Genomic DNA, 26,871 nt, shown 5'->3' on the forward strand with positions numbered 1-26,871 from the left:
TAGGTTTATTTAGTATGTAAAAAGGTAACTTAATAGGTGTCAACTTGATACAGATATAAATTAATAAGAGTTATGACTTGACTGCACCTAGGAAATAGTGTGGGTGACGATAATTACCCTTAAGAAGTTCTATCGAGTTCACTTGATAGAACTTCTTTTTTTAGGTTTCATTTTAAGAGACAAAAGTAGACGGTTTCTAAAGGAATTAAAACTGACAAAACCATAGGCGGTCCTTTTAATATTCTTTACCTTGTTATTCGTTCCTTCTAGCGGTCCATTCGAATAGCTATAGTGAAATGCGGTTTCGATATGGCCTTTCTTTGTATGATACTGTAACGTGCGCCGAGTAACTTTCATGATGTCAGAACAGTCAGAGGGAGTATTTTCAAGAGTCTCTTGAAAATAAGAAAACTGCTTTTCTTTTAAAGCGTATAAAATATTCTGGTAAAATTGGTAAGCTTTTCTTAGTTCCTCACTTAAATTAAGCAAGGTGTCCACGATGTGTTTCTGAGTTGTTTGACCAAAACAAGAATAGAACTTATAGTCCGTTCGAGAAAGTTCGCTTTCCTCTTTTAGTAAAAGGCGCCAATGGTTTTTCAATTTATTATAAATTCCCTTTGAAGGGTAGCTCGATCGATTGTACTGGTTCATTACTTTAACTCGTGTTCTATTCAGCGTACGATTCACGAGTTGAACGATGTGGAACCGATCAATAAGGACTCGGGTATTGGGAAATAGCTCTTTAATCGCAAATTCGTATGCCGCATTCATGTCGATCACGATCAGCTTCACTTGTTCTCTGACTTTCAGAGGATACTTTTGAAAGTGTAATTTAAGATAGTGTTTTCTTCTGTCCGGAAGGATGTCAATCACTTCATGTGTATCGCCATCGGCATAAATAAAACTCATCGCTCCATTCACGCTTTTCACTGACTTGAATTCATCAAACAGGAGACAGGTCGGTAACGATTGAAAGTCTGGATAATATCCTTTTGCGAATTGAGAGACGATTCGTTTTACCGTGACAGGAGAGACGGTATGTTCTTCTGCGATATATTTCATACTCAGATCTTCTACTGATTGAGCCCCGATGTGCTGCTTGACTTTGTTTGAAATAAAACAGTTTTTTTCTACTTCAGAAGAATGAGCAGAAAACGTACGAGTACATGCTTTACAAAAGAAACGTTGTTTCTTCAAATAAAGATAGGTAGGATATCCGGCTACTTTATTCCAGAGAATTTTAGACAGCTTGGTTCCATGCTTGATAATGGTATAATGACTGTTTCTAACACCACAGCATGGACAAGCAACTGGTATATAGGTTAATATGCCTTTTACGACGTTCGTCAGTTTCCCATTAATGGTCTTTTTATCCAATTGAGTTAACGAGATAGATGGGTCTTGGATATTTAGTAAATGTTTGATATCATTTGGTTGAAGCAAGCGAGATTCCTCCTATAGATTTGGTGTGGTAACTATAGTCTATCAGAGAATCTCGCTTGTTTCATTTTGCATAAAAATAGTGCTGGCGAATTCTCACCAACACCAAATATTATAGAACCAAAAAAACGAGCTTTTCTAAGTATTGCCTATACCTGGAAAAGCTCGGAAGCATAATGCTTTCTTACATTTTTTATTTAACTAAAGATAACAGCACTACCGTCTCAACATGGTGAGTCTGAGGGAACATGTCGACTGGTTGTGCTTTAACCACGTCATATCCACCTTCATGAAGCAATTTCAAGTCGCGAGCTAGTGTTGCTGGATTACAGCTTACATATACCATTTTCTCTGGTTTCATTGTTAATACTGCATCAACGAATGCTTTTGCTAACCCTTTTCTTGGTGGATCAACTACTAATACGTCTACTTTCTCATTACGATCTGTCCATTCCACCATCAAATCTTCTGCTGCTCCAACCTTAAAAGATACATTGGATACATCATTTACTTGAACATTTCTATTGGCATTCTTGATTGCAGTATTTACAATTTCAAGTCCATAAACATGTTTCGCTTTTTTAGCTAGTCCAAGTGTCAACGTTCCAATACCACAGTATGCATCAATGACTGTTTCTTTACCAGTCAATTCAGCATAATCAATTGCTGTTTGATAAAGTTGCTGTGTTTGTACAGGATTGATTTGATAAAATGATTCATGTGAGATAAAGTACGTATCTCCTAATAGTGTATCATGATACCCATCTTCTCCGAAAAGTACTTTGTGGTCTGATCCTAGTATTACATTGGTTTTTTCCGGATTAATATTTTGAATCAGACTGACTAGTTCTGGTAATTTATCTTTGATGCTCGAAATGATCTCGTTTTCTCTTGGTAGATCACTTGTTCTTGTAACTAAAACGACCATCAATTCTCCAGTATAATATCCTCGTCTAATAAGAATATGACGGATATCTCCTTTATGACTAACTTCATCATATGGTTTGATATGATAACGTTTCAGAATATCTCTTACAATCACAACTGCTTCATCTATTTTAGGATCCTGAATCGCAAAATCTTCCAGAGGAATCAAGTCATGACTGTTTTTTCTAAAAAATCCAGTTTCCATTTTTCCATTTATTTTACGCACTGGTATCTGAGCTTTATTTCTATAGCCATAAGGATCTTCCATACCTATAACATCTGCAATGGGTACTTCTGGCAACTTAGCAATTCGTTCAAAAACTCTTACAACATGATCTTTTTTAAATCGCAATTGAGCATCGTAAGACAAATGCTGTAATGGCATTGTTCCAGTTTGTGCATATACTTTATCTATTATTTCAACTCGATCCGGACTTTTTGTAATCACTTCAAGCAGTTTACCAAATGCAAATTTTTTGCCAATTTTAACAACTTTAAATGTAACTTCTTCTTGGGGCAATGCACCTTCTACAAAAATTGGAAAGTTATCGATTTTAACGACACCAAGTCCTTCATGAGTTAAATCTTCGATCGTACCTGTATAATCTTTATTTTTTAATACTGGTGCTGTAAATTTTTGCTTATTTTTTCCCAATATAATGCTCCCTTTAAGTTTTCCTTTAGTTAGGTTATCAATGTCTACACGTGCATCAATTTAGTCAGTAATTTGGTATGTTTTAAACGAATACATTTTATTCACTTTGTTCTTCTTCTAGTTCTGATACTTTCTTGATAAAATCTGTTTCCTTTTCTTCCATCGATGGATCTCTAGTATCAATATCTAATTTCATGGCATCAAGATCACCAACCATTTCAATATGCTGACGGTAATTAATAAAGGTTGCGGGTGCATCTCCACCATACTCACCGTCAATATTGATCATCAATTTTTTTTCACCTAATGTTTCTGTGACAACTTTACTAGTCTTAGTATAAACAATTTTTGAGCTGTTAACATGTTTGCCCTCATTCATCAATAATGTAATTAAGCGCATAATTTCTACAAGATTTGTAGCTTTTACTATAATTAAAGTGAATTTTCCATCTCCCAGCGTTTTATCTGGTGCAATATCTTCAAAGCCTCCAACAGAATTAGTCAAGGCAACAAAAACCATGGAAGCTTGGCCTTCGTAAACACCATCATCATACTCCACTCGAATCGGCACTTTTCCGATACGAGGAAGTAATTCTGCTCCTTTGACAAAATAAGCTAGCGAACCAAACAAAGATTTCATATTAGCAGGAACTTCATACGATACTTCTGAAAGAAATCCAGCTGCTCCGATATTCATAAAATATCTTTCTTCTTTATCTGTACTCACTTTTCCAATGTCCATAAAAACAGTCTGATCTTTTTCGATGACTTTTGCAGCATCTACCATATTTCCTCTAGGTATATGTAATGCTCTAGCATAATCATTGGTGGTGCCTGCTGGAATTATAGCAATTTTAGGTCGCGTCTGCGATCCAGCGATTCCATTTATGACTTCATTAATTGTACCATCGCCACCAGCGGCAATTACTAAGTCAAACTGTTCTTCAGCACATCTCAGTGCTTCTTTTCGAGCACTTAAAGGATCAGTTGTTGTACAAAAAGCGCTGGTATCATATCCAAAGTCTTCATAAACTTTTAAAATATCAGGTAAAGCTCTCTTGATTCGCTCTCTACCAGATGTTGGATTATAGATGATTCTTGCTCTCTTTCTCATATCTTAGTGTTCCTCCTATAAACATTTAATCCTTACTCAATGCTTATCGCTTTTCAATTTCTTCTTTCAACAATTTATTAACAATACCAGGATTTGCTTGGCCACGTGTTTTTTTCATGATCTGCCCTACTAAAAATCCAATAGCACGGTCTCTACCATTTTTATAATCTTCAATAGATTGTTCATTCTGGTCAAGCGTTTCATTGATTACAGGAAGTAGTTTACTTGGATCACTTAATTGCGCCCAACCTTTTGCTTCAACCAATGCTTTAACATCATCACTTCCATTAGATATTAATTCTCGGAAGACTTTCTTAGCAATTTTAGATGAAATCGTTCCATCCGCAATCAAATTAATCATTTCAGCAAGTGATTTGGGAGTCAATGCTGTTTCGCTGAACGATAGTTTTTCACTATTCAAATATGCGGAAACTTCTCCCATCAACCAGTTAGAAACTTGCTTGGGATCTGCATTGTTTGCAACTGTTTCTTCAAAGAAATCAGACATTTCTCTAGAAGAAGTCAATACTTCCGCATCATATTCCGGAATATTCAATTTATTAACATAACGAGTTCTTCTTTCCTTTGGCATTTCCGGTAATGATTGCCGTACTTTTTCTATCCATTCATCTTCAATCAAAAGATTTGGAATATCTGGTTCGGGGAAATAACGGTAATCACTTGAACCTTCTTTAACACGCATTAAAATAGTTTTACCTGTGGTTTCATCATAACGTCTAGTTTCCTGCATCAACTCTCGACCGGCTATTAATTCACGCTCTTGACGTTCAATTTCATGTGCTAAACCTTTTCGAACAAAATTGAAAGAGTTTAAGTTTTTTAATTCTGATTTTGTTCCAAATTCTTCTTGTCCAAATGGACGTAAAGAAATATTGGCATCACACCGCATAGATCCTTCTTCCATCTTCACATCCGAAACTCCAGTAAACTGGATAATCTGTTTAACAGCTTCTAAATATGCGTAGGCTTCTTCTGGTGACCTCATATCTGCTTCAGAAACGATCTCAATCAAAGGTGTTCCTTGACGATTTAAATCTACATAAGAATAACCGTCACTTCCGTGAGTGTTTTTCCCGGCATCTTCTTCAAGGTGAACTCGTTCAATTCTGATTTTTTTCTTTTCGCCATTTACTTCTATCTCAATCCAGCCATCATGCCCTATTGGACGATCAAACTGAGAGATTTGATAAGCTTTTGGATTATCCGGATAGAAATAATTTTTTCTATCAAATTTTGTATCCTGAGTTATCGTACAGTTTAATGCCAATGCAGCTTTCATTCCGAACTCAACAGCACGTTCATTAACTACTGGTAAAACACCTGGATAACCCCAATCAATCACATTTGTATTGGTATTTGGTTCAGCGCCAAAATGAGCAGGCGAGGGTGAAAACATTTTAGAGTTAGTTTTTAATTCTACGTGAATCTCTAAACCTATAATTGTTTCAAAATTCATCTTTATTTCCCTCCTTTGAAGGTTGGTTTTTGTTTATGAAAGTCTGTAGCCTGCTCAAAAGCATATGCAGCACGATAAAGTGTTTGTTCATCAAAGTGCTTACCAATCAATTGCATTCCAACTGGCATATCATCAGAAAATCCGCATGGAATAGAGACAGAGGGAACTCCTGCCAAGTTTACAGGAACAGTCAAAATATCTGCCATATACATTGCAAGCGGGTCATCAATTCTGCCGCCGATTTCAAAAGCTGTCGAAGTTGTTGTCGGTGCAACTAAGAAATCTACGTCCTCAAATACTTTTTCAAAGTCTTGACGAATCAATGTTCTTGCCTGAGCAGCTTTCTTGAAATGCGCATCATAAAATCCGGCACTTAATGAGAATGTCCCAAGCATAATACGTCTTTTCACTTCTAATCCAAATCCTTCTGAACGTGATTTAACATATAATTCTTCTAAGTTTTTAACGCCTTCAGCGCGATATCCATAACGAATACCATCAAATCTTTGCAAATTACTTGAAGCTTCAGAAGATGCAATAATGTAATACGCTGGAATACCATATTTAGAATGCGGTAAGCTAACTTCTACAATTTCTGCACCTAGTTCTTCATATTTTTTCAATGCAGCTCTTACTGATTCAACGACACCTTTTTCTTTTGCATCTTCATGGAAGTATTCTTTAGGTACGCCAATACGCATGCCTTTCACACCTGCTTCAATGTTTTCTGTAAAGTCAGGCGTTTCCCCATTGTATGAAGTCGAGTCACGGTCATCATATCCACTAATTGCATTCAATACTAGTGCATTATCTTTAACGGTACGTGTAAATGGTCCGATTTGATCTAAACTAGACCCAAATGCGATCAATCCGTAACGAGAGACACGACCATATGTTGGTTTCATCCCTACAATTCCAGTAAAAGATGCAGGTTGTCTAATTGATCCACCCGTATCAGAACCTAAGGAAGCAGGCAATTGCCCTGCTGCAACGGCTGCTGCTGATCCGCCAGAAGACCCACCAGGTACTTTTGACAAGTTCCAAGGATTACGAGTTACTTTAAATGCAGAATTTTCTGTTGATCCGCCCATTGCAAACTCATCCATATTCAGTTTACCTATAGAAATCATACCTGCTTCAGCAAGTTTTTCTACTACAGTTGCGTTGTATACTGGGACAAAATCTTCCAACATTTTTGATGCTGCTGTTGTTGTCAAGTCTTTTGTTACAATGTTATCTTTGATTCCAATTGGAAGTCCACTTAAAATATTATTCGGATCTATTCCATTTTTGTCGACTTCACGAGCTTGTTTTAAAGCTTCTTCTTTATTTAAAGCTAAAAATGCACCGACATTTGGTTCAGTTTCATTTATTTTTTCGTAAACTGCTTCGATTACTTGAACAGAGGTGAGTTCACTATTGACCAGTCGTTCATGCAGTTCTTCCAATGTATAATCTAAAATGGTCATTATGCTCCACTCTCCCCATTATCCATAATCGCAGGTACCTTGATAAATCCATCCTGTTTTGTCTTAACATTTTTAAATAGATCTTCTCTATCTATATCTAGCTTAGCTTCATCTTTTCTAACAACACTATGGTGTGTAATACCGTGGTAAGTTCCTTCCACTCCTTGTGTATCCAAGTCTTCAAGTTGTTCAACCATTTGGATAATTTTATCAATTTCTTCTGTGAAATCATGAATATCTTCTTCTTTAAATTCTAACTTCGCTAACTTTGCTACATGTTTTACTGTCTTTTCATTAATCGCCATTGTCTGCTTCCTTTCGTCTTCTGATTATTTAACTAGTTATTTATGCTTAATCAAATACGTGAATATCGAATTCTGTTTCACCTGATTCACGATTTAAAAAGGCTTCAACGCCATTTAAGGATTCAACTTTTATTTCAATCGGGAGGCTTTCCGCTAAGTATGAATTAGCTGCCTGATTCAAATATTGAGTAAAGGCAATAATTTCTCCCTTTCCATAAAACTGCGTCACGATTTCTATCTGCAGCGTAGCCAAGTTGTCATCCATATAGTGCGCAATACCAGTTACCCCACTTAGATTAGGGAAAAACTTTTCTACTTCTGACTTAAAGTTAGCAAACTGATTCCCTTCTGCACTTTGCATTCCCTCGATCGGAAAGACCAATCTATCTTCATTGATCGCTTCCCATTCAGATACGGACGTTGCTCCTTCTTCACTAATACCTTGTGAAATATAGACTCCACCAGCAAAATCGTCACGAGTAGACTGTTCATAAAGACCTACCGTAATTGGTACCGTTTCTAATCCTTCTATCTCACGCATACGAGAAATAACTTCGTCCGCAATTCTTTTGCCTTCCTCTAACAATTCTTCTCTTGGAATTTCCTGAATATCTTGTCCTTGGTCCCCATAATAATCAACAGAATTAAGGGCTAGTCCAACACTTAAACCCGCTAATTCCATACCATCTTCCGATTGAGTATAGTAATCCTGCTCCAGTACCGAACTTAAATAATTGGGATTTCTTGTTTCTGGATCTGTACTTCCATTGTCTTCAGGATTCAATCCTAAATTTTCTTCTCCGTCATCAATTTCTTCTTCAGTCAATTCTCTAGACCTTTGCAGCCAGCTGTCAACTGTTCCAGCAGGAAGGAATTGTCCTTCTTGAAAAAAATGATCTTCCGTAGAGAAATATCGCTGTGATAGTCTCATAAGATCTTCTTCGAATGTCTTGATATTAACGTTTGAATTCAATTCTCTTGTAATCCCACGATTCAAACTCGGTGCATATGTTCCTTCTTCAGTGATGACTGGACGATAATAGTCAGAATCAATTCTTGATTCAATAATAACAGTATCCCCATCTTCAGTTGTCTGTGCAGTATTTTCATCGTTTTCTTCAGTCGTCTCTTCATCAGGACCAACCGGATCCGGCAATACATCGCAAGAAGCCAGCAGCAAAGTCACACTAGCTAAACCAGATAGTATCATTTTTTTACGCATATTCTTTACCTCACTTTCAAGATTACTTAGAAAGTTCTTTTAATAATTTTTTTTCATTCCAGACGGAGACTTCCAGTTCTTGAGCTTTGTCCAATTTACTACCGGCATCTGTTCCAGCTATGAGCAAATCTGTTTTTTTAGAAATACTTCCCGTTACATTTGCCCCTAATGAAGTTAACTCTTCTTTTAAATCATCGCGTTTAAAATGTTCTAACTTTCCAGTTATAACAACTGTTTTCCCATTGAAATATGAATCAGCATTGACAGCTTCTTGTTTTTTCACTCCAGTATAATTCATATTTACACCAAATGATTTTAACTTATCAATAAGATCAACTGCATCTTCCAATTCAAAGAACGCAACGATACTTTCAGCTATGATTTCTCCGATTCCATCAATAGACTGAATGTCTTCAATAGATGCTTGCCTTATATTTTCAATTGTTTCATACTCTTCCGCCAAAAGCCTTGCAGCTTTTGCACCTACGTGTTTAATCCCAAGACCAAACAGCAATCGTTCCAGTGAGTTGCTTTTTGAGCTTTCAATAGCGTTTAATAAATTCTCCGCAGACTTATCTGCAATTTTATCTAATGTTAAAAGTTCTTCTTTATTTAGTTGATATAAATCTGATACATCTTGTACTAATTGTTTTTCAAAAAGTTGAATGACAATTTTTTCGCCTAGCCCATCAATATTCATTGCATTTCTGGAGACAAAGTGAATCAACCGTTCTTTTGCCTGGGCTGGGCATTTGGGATTTACACATCTTAAAGCTACTTCCTCTTCCAGATGTACTAGCTCACTCTGACAAGCAGGACAATGTGTAGGTATCGGGCATGGTTCGGTCTCTTTAGATCTTGAATCAAAATCTACTCTCACAACTTCTGGAATAATATCTCCAGCTTTTCTAACAAATACAGTATCTTTTATACGGATGTCTTTTTCCTTTATCAGGTCTACATTGTGCAAACTGGCTCTCTGCACAGTAGTTCCTGCTAAATGAACTGGATCCATTATCGCAGTCGGCGTCACTACTCCTGTACGACCAACAGACCATTCAATTTCATTTACAGTTGTTTTTGCTTCTTCAGCTGGGAATTTATAAGCAATTGCCCATCTTGGAGCTTTCACAGTATAGCCAGCTTGTTCTTGCTCATCGAATCTATTTACTTTTATAACAATACCATCAATTTCATAAGGCAAACTAGTTCGTTTTTCCTGATATTCTTCAATATAAGTCCAGACATCCTCAATTGAATGAAAAACAGTTCTTTCGGGATTTGTTCTTAGACCTAATTTGTCCAGAGAATTTAAAGCTTCGCTTTGTGTTTCCACATTCAAATCTCCGTACTGTACCATCGAATATAAAAATACATTCAAATTTCTAGAAGCTGTTACTTGTGGATTTAAATTTCGTAAAGTTCCTGCAGCTGCATTTCTGGGATTCGCAAATACCGCATCCCCTTGTTCTTCTCTTTCTTCATTCAATTGTATAAAAGAGGACTTAGGCATATATATTTCACCACGTGCTTCAATTGTGACAGCTCTTTTCAACTTAAGTGGAATTGCCTTAATTGTTCTTACATTTCCAGTTACATTTTCTCCGACTCTTCCGTCTCCTCTAGTCACTGCTTGAACTAGCTTTCCATTGGCATACTTTAACGAAACAGCTAAGCCATCTATTTTGAGCTCGCATTCATATTCAACTTCTCCATCATCAACCAATTGCCTGACTCGCTTATCAAAAGCCCTTAGATCCTCTAAATCAAAAGCATTATCCAAGCTAAGCATTGGTAAATCGTGTTCAACTTTTTCAAATCCCGGCAGAAGCGTCCCACCTACTCTTTGGGAAGGCGAGTCTTGCTGTATTAAAGCAGGATACATTTCTTCAAGTTTAAGCAACTCTTGATAGAGTTTATCATATTCACTATCTGGAATAGTCGGACGATCAAGAACATAATACTCATGGCTGTAACGGTCCAATAAAGTAATCAATTCATCTACTCTTGCTTGGGCTTGCCTAAAATCATTATCTAATACCATTAAGCTTGCTCCTCTCAGTCTTTCCAAGTATTTTAAACTTTTTCTATTGGTGCAAATGTAGCTAGCAGCGGCTTAATTCCGATACCGGGGAATGCAATATCCAGCTGCAAATCCTGACCAGTTCCACTAATCTTAACAACTGTTCCTATTCCCCACGTCTTATGGTTAGCCTTATCTCCAACCGTCCAGTCGAGGCTTTCTGCTCCACTATTGCCTGTAGGGTGAGAAGTGACTGTTCTTACTTTTTTATTAGCAGGCATATAGTCATTAGAACGATTACCAAACCCGCTATTGATTCCATTCGAGAATGGTTTTAAGCTATTAGATTCAATCCGCTCCAGTAATTCGTCTTCAATTTCATCTAAGAATCTGGATGGTCTGTTTAATTGAGTTTTCCCGTATAACGTTCTGTTCATTGCGTTAGAAAGATAAAGCTTCTGTTCAGCCCGAGTGATTCCTACGTATGCGAGACGTCTTTCTTCTTCCATTTCATTCTCATCTAATTCAGCTCTAGATAATGGGAATAGCCCTTCTTCCATACCGATTAGAAAGACTACTGGAAATTCTAGTCCCTTCGCTGCATGGAGAGTCATCAATGTAATCTCACTTGTAGGTTCTTCTATTTCAGTATCTAAGTCAGATAATAAGGCTAAGTCTGTAAGGAAAGAAATCAGACTCTTATCTTCTTGAGGATCTTCATCAAATTGCTGTGTCACGGAAAGAAACTCATTAATATTTTCAACACGTGCTTCTGATTCTAATGTACGCTCTTTTTTTAATGTAGGAAGATAATCAGATTTTTCAAGAATTTGTTCTGTCAACTCGGTTACGGTAAGAAATTCTGACATTTTTCTAAAATCATTGATCATGGTAGCAAAAACTTCCAGGTTATTAGCAGCTCGGCCAGATAAGTTGGTTACTTGAGCATTCAAAGCTGCCTCATATAGTGACCACCCCATCTCTTCTGCTGCTAACATTAACTTTTCAACAGAACTAGCCCCAATCCCTCTTTTAGGCACATTTACAACTCTATTAAAACTTAAATTATCTGACGGATTAGCAATAAGTGTTAAATAAGCTAAAATATCTTTAATTTCTTTTCTATCATAAAATTTATGCCCTCCCACCATACGGTAAGGAATATTCGTTTTGATCAGAGTCTCCTCCATGATTCTTGACTGTGCATTAGTTCTATATAGTACGGCGAAATCATTGTATTCTTTTTTAGAATCTTGGGCCATTTCTTCTTTAATCTGTTGTACGATATAGCGAGATTCTTCATGTTCATTGCCAGCTCGATAGTAGACGATTTTATTTCCATCATGATTATCCGTCCAGAGATTTTTTTCTCTTCTATTAATATTATGGGATATAACATGGTTCGCTGCTTGTAAAATATTTTTAGTTGAGCGATAATTCTGCTCTAAATAAATCACTTTAGCTTCTGGATAATCTTTCTCAAAATTCATAATATTTTCCATATCTGCTCCACGCCATCCATAAATACTTTGATCTGCATCTCCAACGACACAAATATTCCGAAGGCGACTAGCCAATAACTGAACTAATTTATACTGAGCATGGTTTGTATCTTGATACTCGTCAACGTGGATATACTGAAATTTAGTTTGATAGACTTTCAACACATCTGGATGTTCTTCAAAAAGCCGTACCGTCAACATAATTAAATCGTCAAAATCTACAGCTTGTGCATTTCGCAGTTCTCGCTGATACGCATCATAACAGTCAGCAACAATTTTGCTGAAGTAATCACTTGCTTCTGCACGAAAAGCTGCTTCATTCTGTAATTTATTCTTTGCATTACTAATTTCAGAAAGTATTGCACGTGGATTATATTTTTTTGGATCGATGTTTTGTCTCTTTAAAATTCGTTTCATCAATGTCTGCTGTTCACCAGGATCACTAATTGTGAAAGAACGGCTATATCCAATCTGGTCAGCTTCTCTGCGTAAAATTCTTACACACATTGAGTGAAAAGTTGAGACCCATACATCAGCCCCACCTTTTTTGACTAAATTTGATACTCGAGCTTTCATCTCTGAAGCTGCTTTATTTGTAAATGTTATCGCTAATATATTCCAAGGATTAACACTTTGTTCTTCTATCAAGTAAGAAATACGATGAGTCAGTACTCTCGTTTTCCCTGAACCTGCTCCTGCCATGATTAAAAGCGGGCCTTCAGTGTACGCCGCTGCTTCTTTTTGTTTTGGATTCATTCCACTTAAAATATCTTTACGCAGTACCAATATCGTCATCCTTTCAGGTAATCATACATTATTTTATTATACAGAAAACATCTCTTTCTTTCCATAGAACAAGGCATTCCATCATATAAATCTTAGAATATTTACTTTTTTAAAATTGTCATAGGACGCTTTGAAACTAATATTAAGGTAATCATTTGTTCTGATCTGAATACTTTTAAATATTGACAACTATTCATAAATACAAAAAAAGCATATTGAGTTAATATCTTCAATATGCTTACTGGAGATTATCTTCTTTAATCAGCAGCTTGAACGATGTTTAAAAGAAGCTGGTTCAATAAAATCCTGATTTCTCTTCTAGCATAAGGATAATTATGCTCTTGTAAATATTGAATCAGCTGCTCATAATGGTTGATCTTAGTCTGACGGCTTTTGTAAAGAATGCTTAAAATTTTCCCACTATCAGGTAGTAAATCTTTCATTGAATTAAGAATCAAAGATTTACTGTAACGATTTTTCTCCAAAACAAGCAGTTCTTCCCATAAATTCCATTCTTTTTCTTCAAAGTCATTTCCATTATTTAAATTGGCTTGTTGCATACTTTTCAATATTTTTTTTGCTTTGTCTAGTTCCATTTGTTTTTCTGACTTTTCTAACTTCAGCAAATAATGGATAACCATTAATTCAATAAATTCAATGCGTTCCCGAAAAGCTTTTGAGTCAATTACTAATGGAAGAATCTTAACACCTTTATAGGGCTCGATCACAATATAATTTTCTTTTTCTAAACGTGTAAATGCATTACGAATTGGAGTTCGACTCATCTCCAACATTTTAGCAAGATCTTGTTCCCGAATGTGCTTTTGTGGTAGCCATTCTTTACTTTCAATTTTCTGCTTTATAAAATGATAAGCTTCTATCTCTCTTTTTTTTACTTTTGTCATTTTTTCAGTCCTTGATTTTTGAACTAATTATTATGATACATCATTAGGTCAAAATAAATCTATAATGATTAAATATAACCAGCTACATTCCTATATCTGAAAGAAGAACAAGTAATTCATTAATATTTTCTGTAGGGATTAAAACATGTCCCTTTTCAGTATTAGGATCAGTAGGATCACTTTGATAAAAAGTAAATTTCCAATCCTGCTGGATGCTAGCTTGCGTGTATGCCTGTTCAAGCTGAGTATAATTGAACAGTCTCATTACAGCAGGTCTGGTATGATTAACCTTTCGAGGCAGTGGCCAGCCGCAAATAGCACGAATATGAGCATCAAATTGCGACAATTCTCCTTGATCTATTGTGTAATGAAATGCCTGATGGGGATGACCAACTAATTCGTTTATATAGAGTGAACCAGTCGAAGTAGTAAATAATTCTAATGCTATAACTCCTTGAAAGTCAATATTATCAGCCACAATTTGAGCAATTCGATTTACTTCTACTGCAACATCTTCACTGATACGCGCTGGTGTGACTGATTGATAAAATTCATCATTACGGTACATCATTTCAATTACTGGATAAATCAATACCTGATTAGATTTATCTTTAGCGATGGCTACACATAATTCTCTTTCAAATGGTATCCACGCTTCAAGTACACTAGCACCTGAATCAACCAGATTTTTAGTGCGGGGAATATCACTTTCGTCATATAAAACTACATGCTCTTTATATCTCTCATCTGTTCTATTTGCTTTCAGTACGCAAGGATAGCCAATACTTTGAACAGCTTCTTCTACGTCTTCTATAGAAACAATAGTAGCAAATGGAGCAATATTAAGACTGTTTGATTCTAAAAAAGCTTTTTGTAAAACCCTATCCTGAGAAATGGAGAGTAAGTCTTCTCCTTGTGGAACAGGTAGAGTGCGTTTCATCATACGCAGATAATCTGAATGAAAAGCTTCAGTCTCATATAAAACTACATCACTTTTCATTGCAAGATCCTGGAAGGCTTTTTCATTTGTCAACTCTGCTCTTAAATGCCAATCTGCGATACTGCTAGCTGAAGATTTAGCATTTGGGTCTAAAATTCCAACTTTGTAACCCATTTTTTTTGCAGAAAGTGCCAGCAATCGAGCAACGCTTCCACCACCGATTATTCCTATTGTTTTACCGGGTTGAATCCATTCACTCATGGTTAACGCTCCTCTTTTTCAATTTCTCTTCAACGATCAATTAAATACTATTAAAATCTATTAATTAAAAGGTTTCTTGGATAATTTATTTTTCTTGATTTTCTTAGTCCAGAATCCGCCATTAATATATCTTGGTTCATATGAGATAATGAAGGCTTTCGCTTCAATTTCATGAATCTTTACATATAAGTCACGCTCATTCGTTCGAGGTGTTAAAATTTCCAGTACGAAACGATCCCCTTCTTTTCCATATGCTTGAGTAGTTGTTACTCCGTAACCAGAATCCCTTAATCTGTTTGCGATCTCATAACCTTTTTCAGGTACGATAGTCGTTACTAAAATATATCCTAAGGCCAGATAATTCTCTATTTTCATTCCAGTAAAAATGCCTACTCCAAATCCAAGTGCATAAGCCACTACATTAAATATATTATCTAAGTTATCTAATACTAATCCAAGTCCCACTACATAGATTGCAATCTCTACCATTGCTATAAAAGGGGCTATCGATTGATAACCTTTCATCGTCAACATCATTCTCAATGTATTAAGCGTAACGTATACCACGTTTATGCAAAATATTGTCAATAACATTATCCAATCTAAATCCACTAAAAACTCTCCCTGTTTTTGTCCTATCTATAGTTTTACATACTAGAACGGCTGAGACAAGTGTAGCCGTCTCAGCCTAGTTTTAATTCAGTCTGCTTCTTCTATTGACTGTTTATGGTCATCTTCAAATACAATTTTTTCAACTCTTAAAGTCAATATTCTTGATCCTTCAAGCGACTCTACTCTCATTAATAAATCTTCCAATTTCAAAAAAGCATCATCATCTTTACCAGGTACGCTTCCAAATTCAGTAATAAAATAACCGGCTATCGTATCCACATTTTCTGATTCAATTTTCGTATTAAAGAAATCATTAAACTTATCTATTGGCGCTGATCCCTCGACGATAAACTCCTGATCTGAAACTTGCTCAATCAAATTATTTGTTTCGTCGTATTCATCGTCAATCTCTCCAACTATTTCTTCTAAGAGATCTTCTAACGTCACGATTCCAACTACTCCACCATATTCATCATTCAGTACAGCCATTTGATTTTGTGTACGTTTCATCTGAAATATCAGGTCATCAATATAAATTGTTTCTGGAACAAAAAGTGCTTCGTTACTAATTTCCTTCAAGTCAATATCATATAATGCTTTTTCTTTTGATGCTTTCAGTAGATTCTTCACATGAACGATACCTAGTATATTATCTTTATCTTTAAAATATAAGGGTACTCTTGAATGAGGAGTATTGAGCATCGCATCAATATTTTCTTTGTTTGAATCATCGTAATCCAACATAAATGAATCTGTCCTAGGAACCATTACTTCTCTAGCAATCTTGTTGTCAAGTGAAAGTACTCCCTTGAGCATTGAAAATTCTTCCAGATCGATAATCTCATGGTGATGACTTTGCTCTAAAAATGTACGGAATTCATCCCGGGTCATGGTTTCTTCTTGGGCATTGAAATCGATCGGTAATATCTTTTTCATGCCGTTTGTGATGACTTTCAACGTCCAGACTATCGGAATAAATAACTTACGAACGAAAAGCACAACACCTACAAGAGCCATAGCCGTTTGATCAGGATTTTGAGCTGCAATTGCTTTAGGTAACTGTTCTCCAAAAATAAGTACAATAGAAGAAACAACCAACGTGATTACAATCATACTGACAATTCTGGCGTAAATAAAACCTCCTAAAAGCCCAGCTAAGTAATCCGTATAATAAAATGAGGCTAATGCACTGCTGAATAGTGCTGAAAGCGTCAGTATGATTCTGACAGCTATCAGATAATCATCCGATTTTTCAAGCAGATCCAACACTTTCTTAGCTTTCCTGTTACCTTCAATTGATAACTCGATAATTCTAGTTTGGTTCAGTGACACCAGCGCTATTTCAATCGCCGCAAAAATCCCGTAGATCAAAGTCAATAAGATGATGAGTGAAACATGCCCAATTAAGGGCTGTATACTCCCAGGATCTGAATTCATTATGTTTTTTCTCCTTTTTTATAAACAAACTTTTTATTTTTTTTAAAATCAAAGTCACTATATCACATATCCTATGGTCTCACAACAGAATAATGCACTAGATTTCTATGCATCATAGTTACTCAGTTGCTTTCAAATCAGATAATACCGGCAGGAATCTGTCGACGACATCGCCACTGCTTTGTCCTTCTAAAAATCCCAAAAACGTAAAATCATTATCTTCAGCATCAAAGGCGTAAACAAATCCATTTGTGACATTTTCGCCGTCTTCTGAAATTTCAGCTGTTCCCGTCTTTGCACCGACTGTAAAAGGTAATTTAGAGAAGGCATGAGCTGTACCATTCGTGTCTTGAACTGCTGTAATAAGATCTTCCTTAATCAATTTTGCAGACTCTGCGGTTACTGGACTTAATTGATTTGCTTCTCCCTCTTCTTCTAATTCAAGTTTAGGGAAAGTCATTGCTCCCTCGTTGACAACAGCTGAATAGAACGAGATTTGATGAATTGGACTCATTAATAGCTCACCTTGCCCGTAAGCAGTATCTGCTAACAATGTTGGACGACTGAGCGTTCCATCATTAGATATTTGAGCGGGTTGCATACTAAATGGTAAATTCATATTCGCTCCAAAAGGAAACTGACTTAATTTTTCTACAAAATTATTTTCACCCATTTCCAAAGCTTCCATTGCAAAATAGATGTTATCTGAATACGTAATAGCTGCTTGCAGATCCACTTCTGTAACGGCATCGCTTACTCTAGTGATTTTATGATCCCCAAAAGAATTATCTTCCGGCTGCCATTCTAGTCCTTCTATTGTATGTGTTTTGTCAGGTGTAGTTACACCTAAATCAAGCCCAATCATAGAAGTAAGAATCTTGAATGTAGAACCAGGTGCATATCTTTGAGCAAAACGCGCTAAGAAAGGACTATCTTCATTTTCTGTATAACTCTGATATTGTTCATTTGAAATTCCTTCAATAAATAATTGTGGATCATATGACGGAGAACTAGTTGCAACTAGCAGTTCTCCTGAATCTGGCGCCATTACAACAGCTGAGCCTGGATCCCCTTGTAGCTGATCATACATTTCTTGCTGCAGACCCATATCAATTGTCAAACGAATATTTTCACCGTCTTGTTTTTCAGATTCAACCAAGACTTTTTTCGTCTCTCCTGCTTCAGTTTCAATATAGATTTGTCCACCCTTTGTTCCTCTTAATCGTTCATCAAAAGCTGCTTCTAATCCTGCTTTCCCGACAGTATCACCAGATTGTAACGTTGGATTACTTTCGATATCTTCCGCTGTAACCTCTCCGACATAGCCTGTCAAATGCGCAGCTGCTTCACCTAATGGATACATTCTAGATTCAGTTTGTCTATATACGACTCCTGACAATTCTGGTCTGTTTTCTTCATCCACTACTTTAATAGGTACAAAACTTTCATCAGTTACCCAACTCTGCTCAAGTAATTCTTCTAATGAAGAAACCTCAAGGCCAAAATTTTCTGATATATTAGATAATTGTTCGTTACGCACATCTCCTTCACCTAATGCACCTGGTAATAATCCAGCTTCCCATGCACTTCCGTTTCCGGCAAGCATATTTCCATTCCGGTCATTAATACTGCCCCGTTCTCCTTCATCATAAGAAAGTTTGACTGTATCTCCTTCTTCCATATCTGGAAAGATCAAGGAAGTATCCCAGTCCACAAACATTTCATCCTCTACTTCTGAAAAAGTTGTCTGATATTTTAAATCTTCTAATCGGCCAAGTGAAGTATCCATGGCAAGTGTATATGAAAATTTATATTGATCAGTTTCTTCATCTAATACAAGTTCATATTCCATATTATCTATATTACCAGCTCCTATTCCAGAGAATATCGTTTCATATCTTTCACCGATTTCTTCTCTAGTATAGGGTGCTTCACTGATTGATTCTTCAGATAGTAAAGTAACAAATTCTGTCATATCATTATCAGCCAATGCATCTAAGTAGCTTTGCGAAAGTTCTTCGGCTAGCGACTGACGCCTTTGCGCTTCTTGATTTGCTTGCCAGTTACTGTATAAAAAGTATCCACCTACGCCAACCATAATAACTAATATTACGATTAACGGGACGAGCCAGACCTTTTTACTCTTTTTCTTGTTATTAAAACTATTTGAAGATCTCTTCATACATAACCCTGCTTTCCAATTATTTAAAATGATTCTATTAGTGGTTTCATTTATCTAATTTAATAAGCAATTTTACATTAACTTTCAAAATCGTCTTTTTCCTGTTTTCTATATTTATCCATTTTTTTACTGAATAATTTACCGTTTGACGGTGGAGTATACGTAATTGCATTAGCTCCTGCTTCTATGGTAGCTTTTATACTTTCTTCCGTAGGTCCTCCTGTTGCAATGATCGGTAATTTAGGATAGTTTTCTCTAATTTCTCTAACTAACTCTGTTGTGTTGCCAGCATTAGAAATATTCAAAATATCAACTCCCGCTGCCAATCTCTCATCAATATCTGTATATTCAGATACGATTGTCATAATAATCGGAATATCAACGACTTCATTGATAGCTTCAATTGTTTCGATTGGAGTCGGGGCATTTACAACAACCGCCAGGCACCCATGAGCTTCTGCGAAGAGAGCCATATTAGCCGAACGCGGTCCTTGAGTTGTCCCACCTCCCACGCCTGCAAGTACTGGAATCGTAGATACAGATGTAATAGCTTCAATAATTGCCGGATGCGGTGTAAATGGATAAACAGCCATAATCGCATCAGCATTATTATTCATAATGATTGCGATGTCTGTAGTAAAAAGCATCGCTTTAAATCGTTTCCCATTTATATTAATTCCACTAGCTTCTCTTATAACATCTGGAACCGCAATATAATCTTTTCGCAAATTAGTCTCAACGACAGGCATTTCTTTTTTTTTGGTCATTCCTTACTCTCCTGTTCAATAGTATCATAATCATATTTATATAATTCGTATGTTTCTATCACAGAGATTACTTTTTCTGGATAATCCGGATCAGTTGCGTATCCCGCCGTTTGCAGTGCCTGCGCTGATTCTTCATAAGTGGGCGCTTCAATCACTTCTTGATAAAGATCTTCATCCCATTCAGTACCATTCTGTAGGAGTTTTGCATAATCTTCCATTGATTCAAACAATGAATCATAACTTCTAAATTGAGCGTCTATTTCAATCCACTCATCCTCTTCAAATTCTTTAGTAGCATAAGAACTAGGATTTTCTCCTTTGATGCCATAATAATTATTTTCTTTTTGGGCTAATTCACTTTTACCCCAATTAGACTCAAGTATGGCTTGTGCAATCATCACACTCGGCCTTACACTATATTTTACTTCAATAAGCTTAGCATTCTCTGCTAATTCATTAATAAACTCTTGCTCATAACTTGTAGAAACACCACTCGGTTCTTCAAATAATTTTTTACTGATCAATGCAATCGAAAATATAAATAGTAAAATAATTACTAAAATAACTTTCATTCCTAAAATCACTGGACTCTGTTTCTTTTTACGTGGACTTTTGTATTTTCTGATCGCCTTTTTAGGCACGACAATCTTCTCCTTTGAAACCAATAGACAATTTTTTCTTAATAATTATTCATCTAGTCTTGTTTCGCGTTCCGTTAACAGTTCTATATATTCTTCAAGAGCGAGATTATGATCTATAATAAATCTGGCATTTTCTTCTCCAACATATCTAAAATGCCATGATTCATAATTGATATCTGTTACTTCTTTCTTATCTTCTGGATAGCGTAGAATAAATCCATAATCACCCATTGTGTTGATCAAACATTTCTGCGACTCTTGAGTATCGTAATCAGGTGTTAATCCATTTCCTTCTGCAATCCATTCTTGATCGACAATATCAATGGCTAATCCAGTGTGATGCTCACTTCTTTTAGGAATAGCAATATATTCTTCTGTTTTCTCGACTGCTTCTTCTTTCGTATATCCTTCTTGGACATATTGATTGATACTACGGTCGTAATTATTTTGCTGTCTTTCAACTGACCTATAACCAGATGCGAGATATAAATTATGCCCTGCTGATTCTGCTGCAGCTGTCCAATTTTCATATGCATTTACTATTTTGCGGTCAATTTGTTTATCAGGCTCCACTTCTACTAAATCAGGTTCAAAATCATCTGGCAATGGATTCCAGTTATTAACCAAAATTAAATTCCAGTCTTTTGTGCTGACATTTTCTGGAAGTGATTCTATCAATGCAAGGTGGTCTTTTTCTTCTTCTGTCACCGAGTCGGTTTCTTCTTTAGATTGATTACTATTAGTAGATTCACTATCTTCTTGATCTGTTGCAGTTGTTTCAGATACTTGTTCGTTTATTCTCTTCTCGTTATCTATAGCAGAACATCCTGTCAAAATTAATGAACTTAATAGAAGAATAAGCCGTCTTTTAATCATCATAAAAAATCTCCTGATTTGTTTAATTCACTTCTCCTATTTTACCACAACGTAAACGAACATAACAAAGTCTTGGCAAATATCTGAACTTTATTAACCGTTTACTTCATATTTTTGATACAATTAACTAGGAAAACTTGTCTTATAACAAGTAACTTCTAAAATATACTGAAAGTAGGAATGATTATGACTAGAATCAAATGGGGAATAATTGGACTTGGCGGGATCGCTCATGATTTTGCAGCTTCATTTAAATCAGATAACGCAGAACTCGCTGCCGTTGCTTCGAGAACGCTTCAAAAGGCCCAGGATTTCGCATCAGAATATAACGTTCCAAAAGCTTATGGACACTATGAAGCCCTTTGCTTCGATCCAGATATAGATATTATATACTTGGCAACACCTAATAGTCATCATGCAGAAAATATCAAGATGGCACTAAACGCCGGTAAACACGTCTTATGTGAAAAAGCCATGGTCATGAACAATACCCAACTTGAAGAAATATTAAGCTTGGCTGACGAAAAAAATCTGATTGTTGCTGAAGCAATGACGATTTATCATATGCCTTTATTCAAACAGTTAAAATCCAGAATTGAAGCTGGAGAATTTGGCAAATTAAAAATGGTCAACGCAATGTTCGGAAGTCTTAAAGATACTGACCCTTCTATGCGATTCTTCAATAAAGAGCTAGGCGGCGGAGCATTACTTGATATTGGTGTCTATGCCTTGTCATTCGTTCGCTACTTTTTAAGTAGCCAACCGACTGATTTACAAACAATGGTCAAACTATACGAAACCGGTGTTGATGAAATGAGTACCATTCAACTAAGTAATGATAAAAATGAATTGTCGACTGTTTCCTTATCCTTTAGAGGTAAAATGCCTAAACAAGGCGTCATCATCTGCGAAAATGCCTTTATTACTGTAATAAATTATCCTAGAGCAGATAAAGCAATCATCACTTACCCAGATGGTACAACAGAAACTATCGAAGCTGGATCTTCAGCATCTGCTTTGTCTTATGAAGTACAGGATCTTTCTGACACTCTACTAAATAAAGAAAACAAAACTTATATTGAGTTAACTAAAGATGTAACTGACCTCATGGACAAATCTGCAAAAGCCTGGGGAATGGATTTGACTAAATAAAGATTAATAAAAAAGATAGATGTCGTAATATACGACATCTATCTTTTTTAATTTACTCTTGTGCTTTTAAAGCTTCTATCATGTCAATAAATTTCAGTTTGAAATGCATCAAGATCATCACTAATCCCGAGAATAGGAAAGTAAGTAATCCTGAGAATAAGAAACTAGTAAAGTTGATCTGACGACTAAATCTCATTACATCAATTTCTGCAGTCTGTAAGACAAACCGCTGCATAATGACACCTAGACCAAGTCCGAATATGATTCCCATCAAAGTCAATACAAGGTTTTCTCTATAAACATACATCGTTACTTCTTTATCATAGAAACCAAGTACTTTAATCGTAGATAGTTCTCTTTCTCTTTCCGAAACATTAATATTAGTTAAGTTATACAAAACAATAAACGCTAAAGTGGCAGCTGATATGATAATGACTAGTGTTACCACATCTAAACTATCTAAAGAACCTTGCATGGTATCATAGATTGCAGAAACAAAAACTACCCCTTGAACCGCTTCTTCTGCATTTAAAACTTCCCCGATTTCATCGTCATTAATCGTTTCGGTATTATACTTCAATAACCTAGTATTATAAACAGGAGATTTTTCTGTAGCCTTCTCATAAGCTTCTGGAGACATATAGACATAATGCTGGAAATAATGTTCTACGATTCCTTTAACTTCTACTTCATATACTTCTTGGTCATCTCCATCAATTTGAATCGTATCCCCTTCAGAAACGTTCAATAGATCAGCTAACTTCTGAGTTATAATCCCTCCCTCTTCAGGAAGGTCATAGATTTTATCTGATTCATCCTTATCTTTAAGAACAACATATTCATTCATTTCGCTAGCATCTTCTGGAACGAATACGTTGACATCCTGACGATTTTCACCTACTTCTGCTGTAAAGGTGTTCTGCTCCACTTCTATGCTGCTGTCGATTTCTTCAATATTTTCTAGAGTATCTATATAGTCTGTTCTATCACTATCATCAGCATTCGTGTTTTCTGAAACGATTGCTTGATACTGATTGATTTCTCCATACTGGATACTGCCGATATTTGAAATAGAGTCAGACAAGCCAAATCCTGTTAATAAAAGTGCCGTACATCCTGCTACTCCAATAATCGTCATTAACATGCGACCTTTATATCGGAATAAATTTCTTGATGCAACTTTTTGAGTAAAGCTAAATCGATTCCACAAGAAAGGAATCCTTTCAAGTATAATCCTTTTCCCTTTTTTAGGGGATTTTGGTCTTAGTAAATCTGATGCATTACTTTGTAGAGAAATGCGTACTGATACTAAAGTTGCTAATCCTGTAGCACATAGTGAAGCAATTAATGAGATTATTGAAAAGCCCCAATAAAATTGTATGCCTATATCTGGAAGATTATATAACGATCCATAAGCATCCATGATAACAGATGGAAAGACCCAATAACCTAACCCTAACCCAATTCCAGCTCCAACTATTGTAGCCAGAAAAGCATAAACAAAATATTTTGTTGAGATATCTTTATTAGTGTAGCCGAGAGCCTTCATTGTGCCAATTTGATTTCGTCCTTCATCTACCATTCTGGTCATGGTAGTCAACGAAATCAATGCAGCGAGCAGAAAGAAAAATACTGGGAATATTTGAGCAATGGCACTGATTCTCTCTGAATTTTCTCCATATTCTTCATAACCGGCAAAGTAAGTACGATCATTAACTAAATATTTAGGTGCTTGCAGATTATTTAATTCATCTTGAGCCTCTTCTAATTCTGTTCTAGCATCATTGATCTCAGTCTCTGCTTCTTCTCGTTCGCTATCAAAAGTTTCAAGCCCTTCTTGATACTCTGCTTCTCCATTTTCAAGCTCAGCTTGAGCTTCGGCAAGTTCTGCTCTACCATTTTCCAGTTCTGACTCAAGTGTAGCTTCCGCTTCTTCAAGTTGTTGTTCACCAGAGTTCAGCTCAGCTTCTTGGCTTTCAATTTCTGCTAACCCGGCGTTTACCTCTTGTTGAGACTGGTCAAGTTCAGCTTCTGCATCTGCTAGTTCTTGACGTCCTTGAGCAATTTCTTGTTCTGCTGCTGCTAACTCCTGAGCTTGTGCAGCTAATTGCGCTCTATTATTTGCTATTTCCTGGCGGGCAGCTTCTACTTGTGCTTCCGGTAATTGCGGCGTATTTGCTTCTAATTCCTGCTCAGCAGCTTCTAGTTCTTGTCGAGCACTTTCAATCTGCTCTCTGCCTGCTGCAATTTCCTGTTCTGAGCTAGTTATTTCAGCTGCTGCTGCTTCGCGACGAGCTTCTAGTTCTTCTCTTCCGGCATCGATCTGGGATTGTGCATTTTCAAGTTCTGCTTTACCTTCGGCGATCTGTTCTTTTCCTTGCTCAATTTCATTTCTTCTAGAATCAATTTCAGCACGTGCTTCCGCTTCTTTTTCTTCTAGTTCAGCAAGCCCTTCATTATAAGCCGCCTGTCCTTCGTCCAATTCTGTTCTAGCATCTTCTAATTCTGTTTCAGCTTCATCTAACTCTGCTTGAGCTGATTCAATTTCTTCATAGCCATTGTCGATTTCTTCTTGACCATCTTCTTTGATCGAAGCCAATCGTTCTTGCGGTCTATCTTCTACTAACGCTTCTAACTCATTTGCTTTTTCTTCGATAAAAGCATCATATTCATCACTATAAGCTTGATACTGACTGGCTTCATCATATTTAACAAATGTCTCTGTCCGGTAATCCAGATTGAAATCATCTTCTAGAATGACTGAAAATCCATCTAACGTTCCTGATCCTACTTGAGTACTTCCCCGATTATTACTCTCTACATAAAGAGGGCTTTTCACAAATCCAACAATTTCATAGTTAAGTTGGTTGAATTTATCTTCGTAGGCTTCATCTGTTCCTTCTTCAAGCTGAATAGTGTCGCCAATTTGAAAGTCTTTTCTATAAGTTGCTGTTGAATCTAATGCAATTTCTCCAGACTTTTCTGGTAAGCGACCCTCTAAAATCGTATATTCATTTAACTGTTGATTCTTGTCAGAATCCATTCCGTATATTTTAGAAGTAATACCACTGCTGTTTAAAACCACATCAGTTGAATAGTAAGATTCTACAGTAGCATCCTCTACCGTATTCAACAACTCAATATCTTCATCATTTAATCCCATAGTAGAAAGTACTTGAAAATCCATCAAATCATGATTTTCATAATATTCATCTGCAGTTTTGATCATAACAGGCCCAGTCGCACTAATTCCGGCAAAGAACGCTACCCCTAGTAAAATGATTGCTAAAATCGATAGAAATCGTGTTTTTGTTTTCCAAATTTCTCTAAAAGTATCTTTCCATAAAGCTGTTTTTTTCAATTCCATTCCTCATTTAAGTTGTATTCATTCACGGATCAGGTCAACATATTCGTTTTGCTTTTATTTCACCACTCAATATCGTGTACTGGAGTAGGCTGCTCATTCACTGTCATACTTCTTACTTTAGCATTATTGATATCAATTACCCTATCAGCCATTGGAGCAATTGCTCGATTATGTGTAATTACAACAACTGTTGCACCGTATTCTTCTTTAGATTTGTTTAAAATTTCCAATACTTTTTTTCCTGTTTCATAATCTAATGCTCCCGTTGGCTCATCACATAAAAGCAATTTAGGCTGCTTAGCAAGTGCTCGAGCAATTGCAACTCGTTGTTGTTCACCACCAGATAGCTGTGCTGGGAAATTATCCATTCTATCTTCAAGTCCAACGCTCTTCAATACTTCAGCAGCATCAAGTGCATCTGGTGAAATCTCTGCAGCCAGCTCTACATTTTCTTTCGCTGTAAGATTAGGAATCAAATTATAATTCTGGAATACAAAACCAACATCATCTCGTCTATATTTAGTTAATTTTTTTTCATTAAATCCAACAATATTCGTACCATCAATAATAACTTCACCCTCGTCAGCTGAATCCATGCCACCTAAGATATTCAATACAGTCGTTTTCCCCGCCCCACTCGGACCTACTATCACAGCAAATTCATGTTGCTCTACATGGAAAGTTATGCCATTATTAGCAACAACTGTTGTTTCGCCTGATATATATCTTTTGTATTCTTCTTTCACGGTAATATAAGCACTCATACATTTTTCCTCTCTATTATTCTCTTACTATATATTAGCACAGCCTC

At 36.2% G+C, this 26,871-nt stretch carries 20 protein-coding genes; 1 reads left to right on the top strand and 19 read right to left on the bottom strand.

Annotation, left to right across the window (positions count from 1 at the left end; genetic code table 11):
* Positions 1 to 138: 138 nt before the first annotated feature.
* From BM212_RS02450 to BM212_RS02530, 17 genes are all read right to left on the bottom strand, one after another.
* Entirely contained in the window at positions 139 to 1,443 is a 1,305-nt protein-coding gene (locus tag BM212_RS02450) for an ISL3 family transposase (RefSeq protein WP_091895982.1), read from the bottom strand.
* Between the two features lie 190 nt (positions 1,444 to 1,633).
* Positions 1,634 to 3,022: a 23S rRNA (uracil(1939)-C(5))-methyltransferase RlmD gene (gene rlmD / locus BM212_RS02455; RefSeq protein WP_091895986.1), complete on the bottom strand. Its 1,389-nt coding sequence runs from the start codon at positions 3,020 to 3,022 to the stop codon at positions 1,634 to 1,636.
* 97 nt (positions 3,023 to 3,119) lie between these two features.
* Positions 3,120 to 4,136: a diacylglycerol kinase family lipid kinase gene (locus tag BM212_RS02460; protein WP_072694323.1), complete on the bottom strand. Its 1,017-nt coding sequence runs from the start codon at positions 4,134 to 4,136 to the stop codon at positions 3,120 to 3,122.
* A 43-nt stretch (positions 4,137 to 4,179) separates the two neighbouring features.
* On the bottom strand, positions 4,180 to 5,613 hold the full coding sequence (gatB, locus tag BM212_RS02465) for an Asp-tRNA(Asn)/Glu-tRNA(Gln) amidotransferase subunit GatB (protein ID WP_072694322.1): 1,434 nt from the start codon (positions 5,611 to 5,613) through the stop codon (positions 4,180 to 4,182).
* A 2-nt stretch (positions 5,614 to 5,615) separates the two neighbouring features.
* Positions 5,616 to 7,082 (bottom strand): Asp-tRNA(Asn)/Glu-tRNA(Gln) amidotransferase subunit GatA, encoded by a 1,467-nt coding sequence (gatA, locus tag BM212_RS02470; protein ID WP_072694321.1) that lies wholly within the window; start codon positions 7,080 to 7,082, stop codon positions 5,616 to 5,618.
* Complete coding sequence (gene gatC, locus BM212_RS02475; RefSeq protein WP_072694320.1) at positions 7,082 to 7,387, bottom strand: Asp-tRNA(Asn)/Glu-tRNA(Gln) amidotransferase subunit GatC; 306 nt, start codon at positions 7,385 to 7,387, stop codon at positions 7,082 to 7,084. The genes gatA and gatC overlap by 1 nt, the downstream gene beginning before the upstream one ends.
* A gap of 46 nt (positions 7,388 to 7,433) precedes the next feature.
* Positions 7,434 to 8,609, bottom strand: coding sequence for a CamS family sex pheromone protein (locus BM212_RS02480; RefSeq protein ID WP_072694319.1), 1,176 nt, complete (start codon positions 8,607 to 8,609; stop codon positions 7,434 to 7,436).
* A 22-nt stretch (positions 8,610 to 8,631) separates the two neighbouring features.
* A complete protein-coding gene (gene ligA / locus BM212_RS02485; protein WP_091895989.1) occupies positions 8,632 to 10,653 on the bottom strand; it encodes an NAD-dependent DNA ligase LigA in 2,022 nt (673 codons plus the stop codon).
* A 32-nt stretch (positions 10,654 to 10,685) separates the two neighbouring features.
* On the bottom strand, positions 10,686 to 12,920 hold the full coding sequence (gene pcrA / locus BM212_RS02490) for a DNA helicase PcrA (protein WP_091895992.1): 2,235 nt from the start codon (positions 12,918 to 12,920) through the stop codon (positions 10,686 to 10,688).
* A gap of 257 nt (positions 12,921 to 13,177) precedes the next feature.
* A complete protein-coding gene (locus BM212_RS02495) occupies positions 13,178 to 13,825 on the bottom strand; it encodes a GntR family transcriptional regulator (RefSeq protein ID WP_091895994.1) in 648 nt (215 codons plus the stop codon).
* A gap of 82 nt (positions 13,826 to 13,907) precedes the next feature.
* Positions 13,908 to 15,026, bottom strand: coding sequence for a 5-(carboxyamino)imidazole ribonucleotide synthase (locus tag BM212_RS02500; protein ID WP_091895997.1), 1,119 nt, complete (start codon positions 15,024 to 15,026; stop codon positions 13,908 to 13,910).
* A 60-nt stretch (positions 15,027 to 15,086) separates the two neighbouring features.
* Complete coding sequence (locus BM212_RS02505) at positions 15,087 to 15,620, bottom strand: DUF2179 domain-containing protein (protein WP_091896093.1); 534 nt, start codon at positions 15,618 to 15,620, stop codon at positions 15,087 to 15,089.
* A gap of 105 nt (positions 15,621 to 15,725) precedes the next feature.
* On the bottom strand, positions 15,726 to 17,075 hold the full coding sequence (locus BM212_RS02510; protein ID WP_091896000.1) for a hemolysin family protein: 1,350 nt from the start codon (positions 17,073 to 17,075) through the stop codon (positions 15,726 to 15,728).
* 118 nt (positions 17,076 to 17,193) lie between these two features.
* Positions 17,194 to 19,257, bottom strand: coding sequence for a penicillin-binding protein PBP4(5) (pbp4, locus tag BM212_RS02515; RefSeq protein WP_091896003.1), 2,064 nt, complete (start codon positions 19,255 to 19,257; stop codon positions 17,194 to 17,196).
* Positions 19,258 to 19,334: 77 nt separating this feature from the next.
* Positions 19,335 to 20,024 (bottom strand): hydrolase, encoded by a 690-nt coding sequence (locus tag BM212_RS02520; protein WP_072694312.1) that lies wholly within the window; start codon positions 20,022 to 20,024, stop codon positions 19,335 to 19,337.
* Complete coding sequence (locus BM212_RS02525; protein ID WP_091896007.1) at positions 20,021 to 20,665, bottom strand: glycoside hydrolase family 73 protein; 645 nt, start codon at positions 20,663 to 20,665, stop codon at positions 20,021 to 20,023. Before BM212_RS02525 ends, BM212_RS02520 begins: the two co-directional genes overlap by 4 nt.
* Before the next feature lie 45 nt (positions 20,666 to 20,710).
* Positions 20,711 to 21,544: a M15 family metallopeptidase gene (locus BM212_RS02530; RefSeq protein WP_245750918.1), complete on the bottom strand. Its 834-nt coding sequence runs from the start codon at positions 21,542 to 21,544 to the stop codon at positions 20,711 to 20,713.
* A 183-nt stretch (positions 21,545 to 21,727) separates the two neighbouring features.
* Between BM212_RS02530 and BM212_RS02535 the strand changes: the two genes are divergently transcribed.
* Entirely contained in the window at positions 21,728 to 22,693 is a 966-nt protein-coding gene (locus BM212_RS02535) for a Gfo/Idh/MocA family protein (RefSeq protein WP_091896010.1), read from the top strand.
* Between the two features lie 52 nt (positions 22,694 to 22,745).
* On the opposite strand, the gene BM212_RS02540 is transcribed toward BM212_RS02535, so the two are convergent.
* Positions 22,746 to 26,054, bottom strand: coding sequence for an FtsX-like permease family protein (locus BM212_RS02540; protein WP_218149680.1), 3,309 nt, complete (start codon positions 26,052 to 26,054; stop codon positions 22,746 to 22,748).
* 65 nt (positions 26,055 to 26,119) lie between these two features.
* The gene (locus BM212_RS02545; protein WP_072694309.1) at positions 26,120 to 26,824 is read right to left on the bottom strand and encodes an ABC transporter ATP-binding protein; all 705 of its coding nucleotides are present in this window, start codon (positions 26,822 to 26,824) and stop codon (positions 26,120 to 26,122) included.
* Between the last annotated feature and the right edge of the window lie 47 nt (positions 26,825 to 26,871).

It is taken from the genome of Marinilactibacillus piezotolerans, from assembly GCF_900114235.1.
In the GTDB taxonomy this organism is placed as follows: Bacteria; Bacillota; Bacilli; order Lactobacillales; family Carnobacteriaceae_A; genus Marinilactibacillus; species Marinilactibacillus piezotolerans.

Bases quoted from the DNA above. Each gene is read 5' to 3' on its own strand.
- BM212_RS02460 (WP_072694323.1), bottom strand. From the start codon at position 4,136: ATGAGAAAGAGAGCAAGAATCATCTATAATCCAACATCTGGTAGAGAG.
- gatB (WP_072694322.1), bottom strand. From the start codon at position 5,613: ATGAATTTTGAAACAATTATAGGTTTAGAGATTCACGTAGAATTAAAA.
- gatA (WP_072694321.1), bottom strand. From the start codon at position 7,082: ATGACCATTTTAGATTATACATTGGAAGAACTGCATGAACGACTGGTC.
- gatC (WP_072694320.1), bottom strand. From the start codon at position 7,387: ATGGCGATTAATGAAAAGACAGTAAAACATGTAGCAAAGTTAGCGAAG.
- BM212_RS02480 (WP_072694319.1), bottom strand. From the start codon at position 8,609: ATGCGTAAAAAAATGATACTATCTGGTTTAGCTAGTGTGACTTTGCTG.
- ligA (WP_091895989.1), bottom strand. From the start codon at position 10,653: ATGGTATTAGATAATGATTTTAGGCAAGCCCAAGCAAGAGTAGATGAA.
- BM212_RS02495 (WP_091895994.1), bottom strand. From the start codon at position 13,825: ATGACAAAAGTAAAAAAAAGAGAGATAGAAGCTTATCATTTTATAAAG.
- BM212_RS02500 (WP_091895997.1), bottom strand. From the start codon at position 15,026: ATGAGTGAATGGATTCAACCCGGTAAAACAATAGGAATAATCGGTGGT.
- BM212_RS02505 (WP_091896093.1), bottom strand. From the start codon at position 15,620: ATGTTATTGACAATATTTTGCATAAACGTGGTATACGTTACGCTTAAT.
- BM212_RS02510 (WP_091896000.1), bottom strand. From the start codon at position 17,075: ATGAATTCAGATCCTGGGAGTATACAGCCCTTAATTGGGCATGTTTCA.
- pbp4 (WP_091896003.1), bottom strand. From the start codon at position 19,257: ATGAAGAGATCTTCAAATAGTTTTAATAACAAGAAAAAGAGTAAAAAG.
- BM212_RS02520 (WP_072694312.1), bottom strand. From the start codon at position 20,024: ATGACCAAAAAAAAAGAAATGCCTGTCGTTGAGACTAATTTGCGAAAA.
- BM212_RS02530 (WP_245750918.1), bottom strand. From the start codon at position 21,544: ATGATGATTAAAAGACGGCTTATTCTTCTATTAAGTTCATTAATTTTG.
- BM212_RS02535 (WP_091896010.1), top strand. From the start codon at position 21,728: ATGACTAGAATCAAATGGGGAATAATTGGACTTGGCGGGATCGCTCAT.
- BM212_RS02545 (WP_072694309.1), bottom strand. From the start codon at position 26,824: ATGAGTGCTTATATTACCGTGAAAGAAGAATACAAAAGATATATATCA.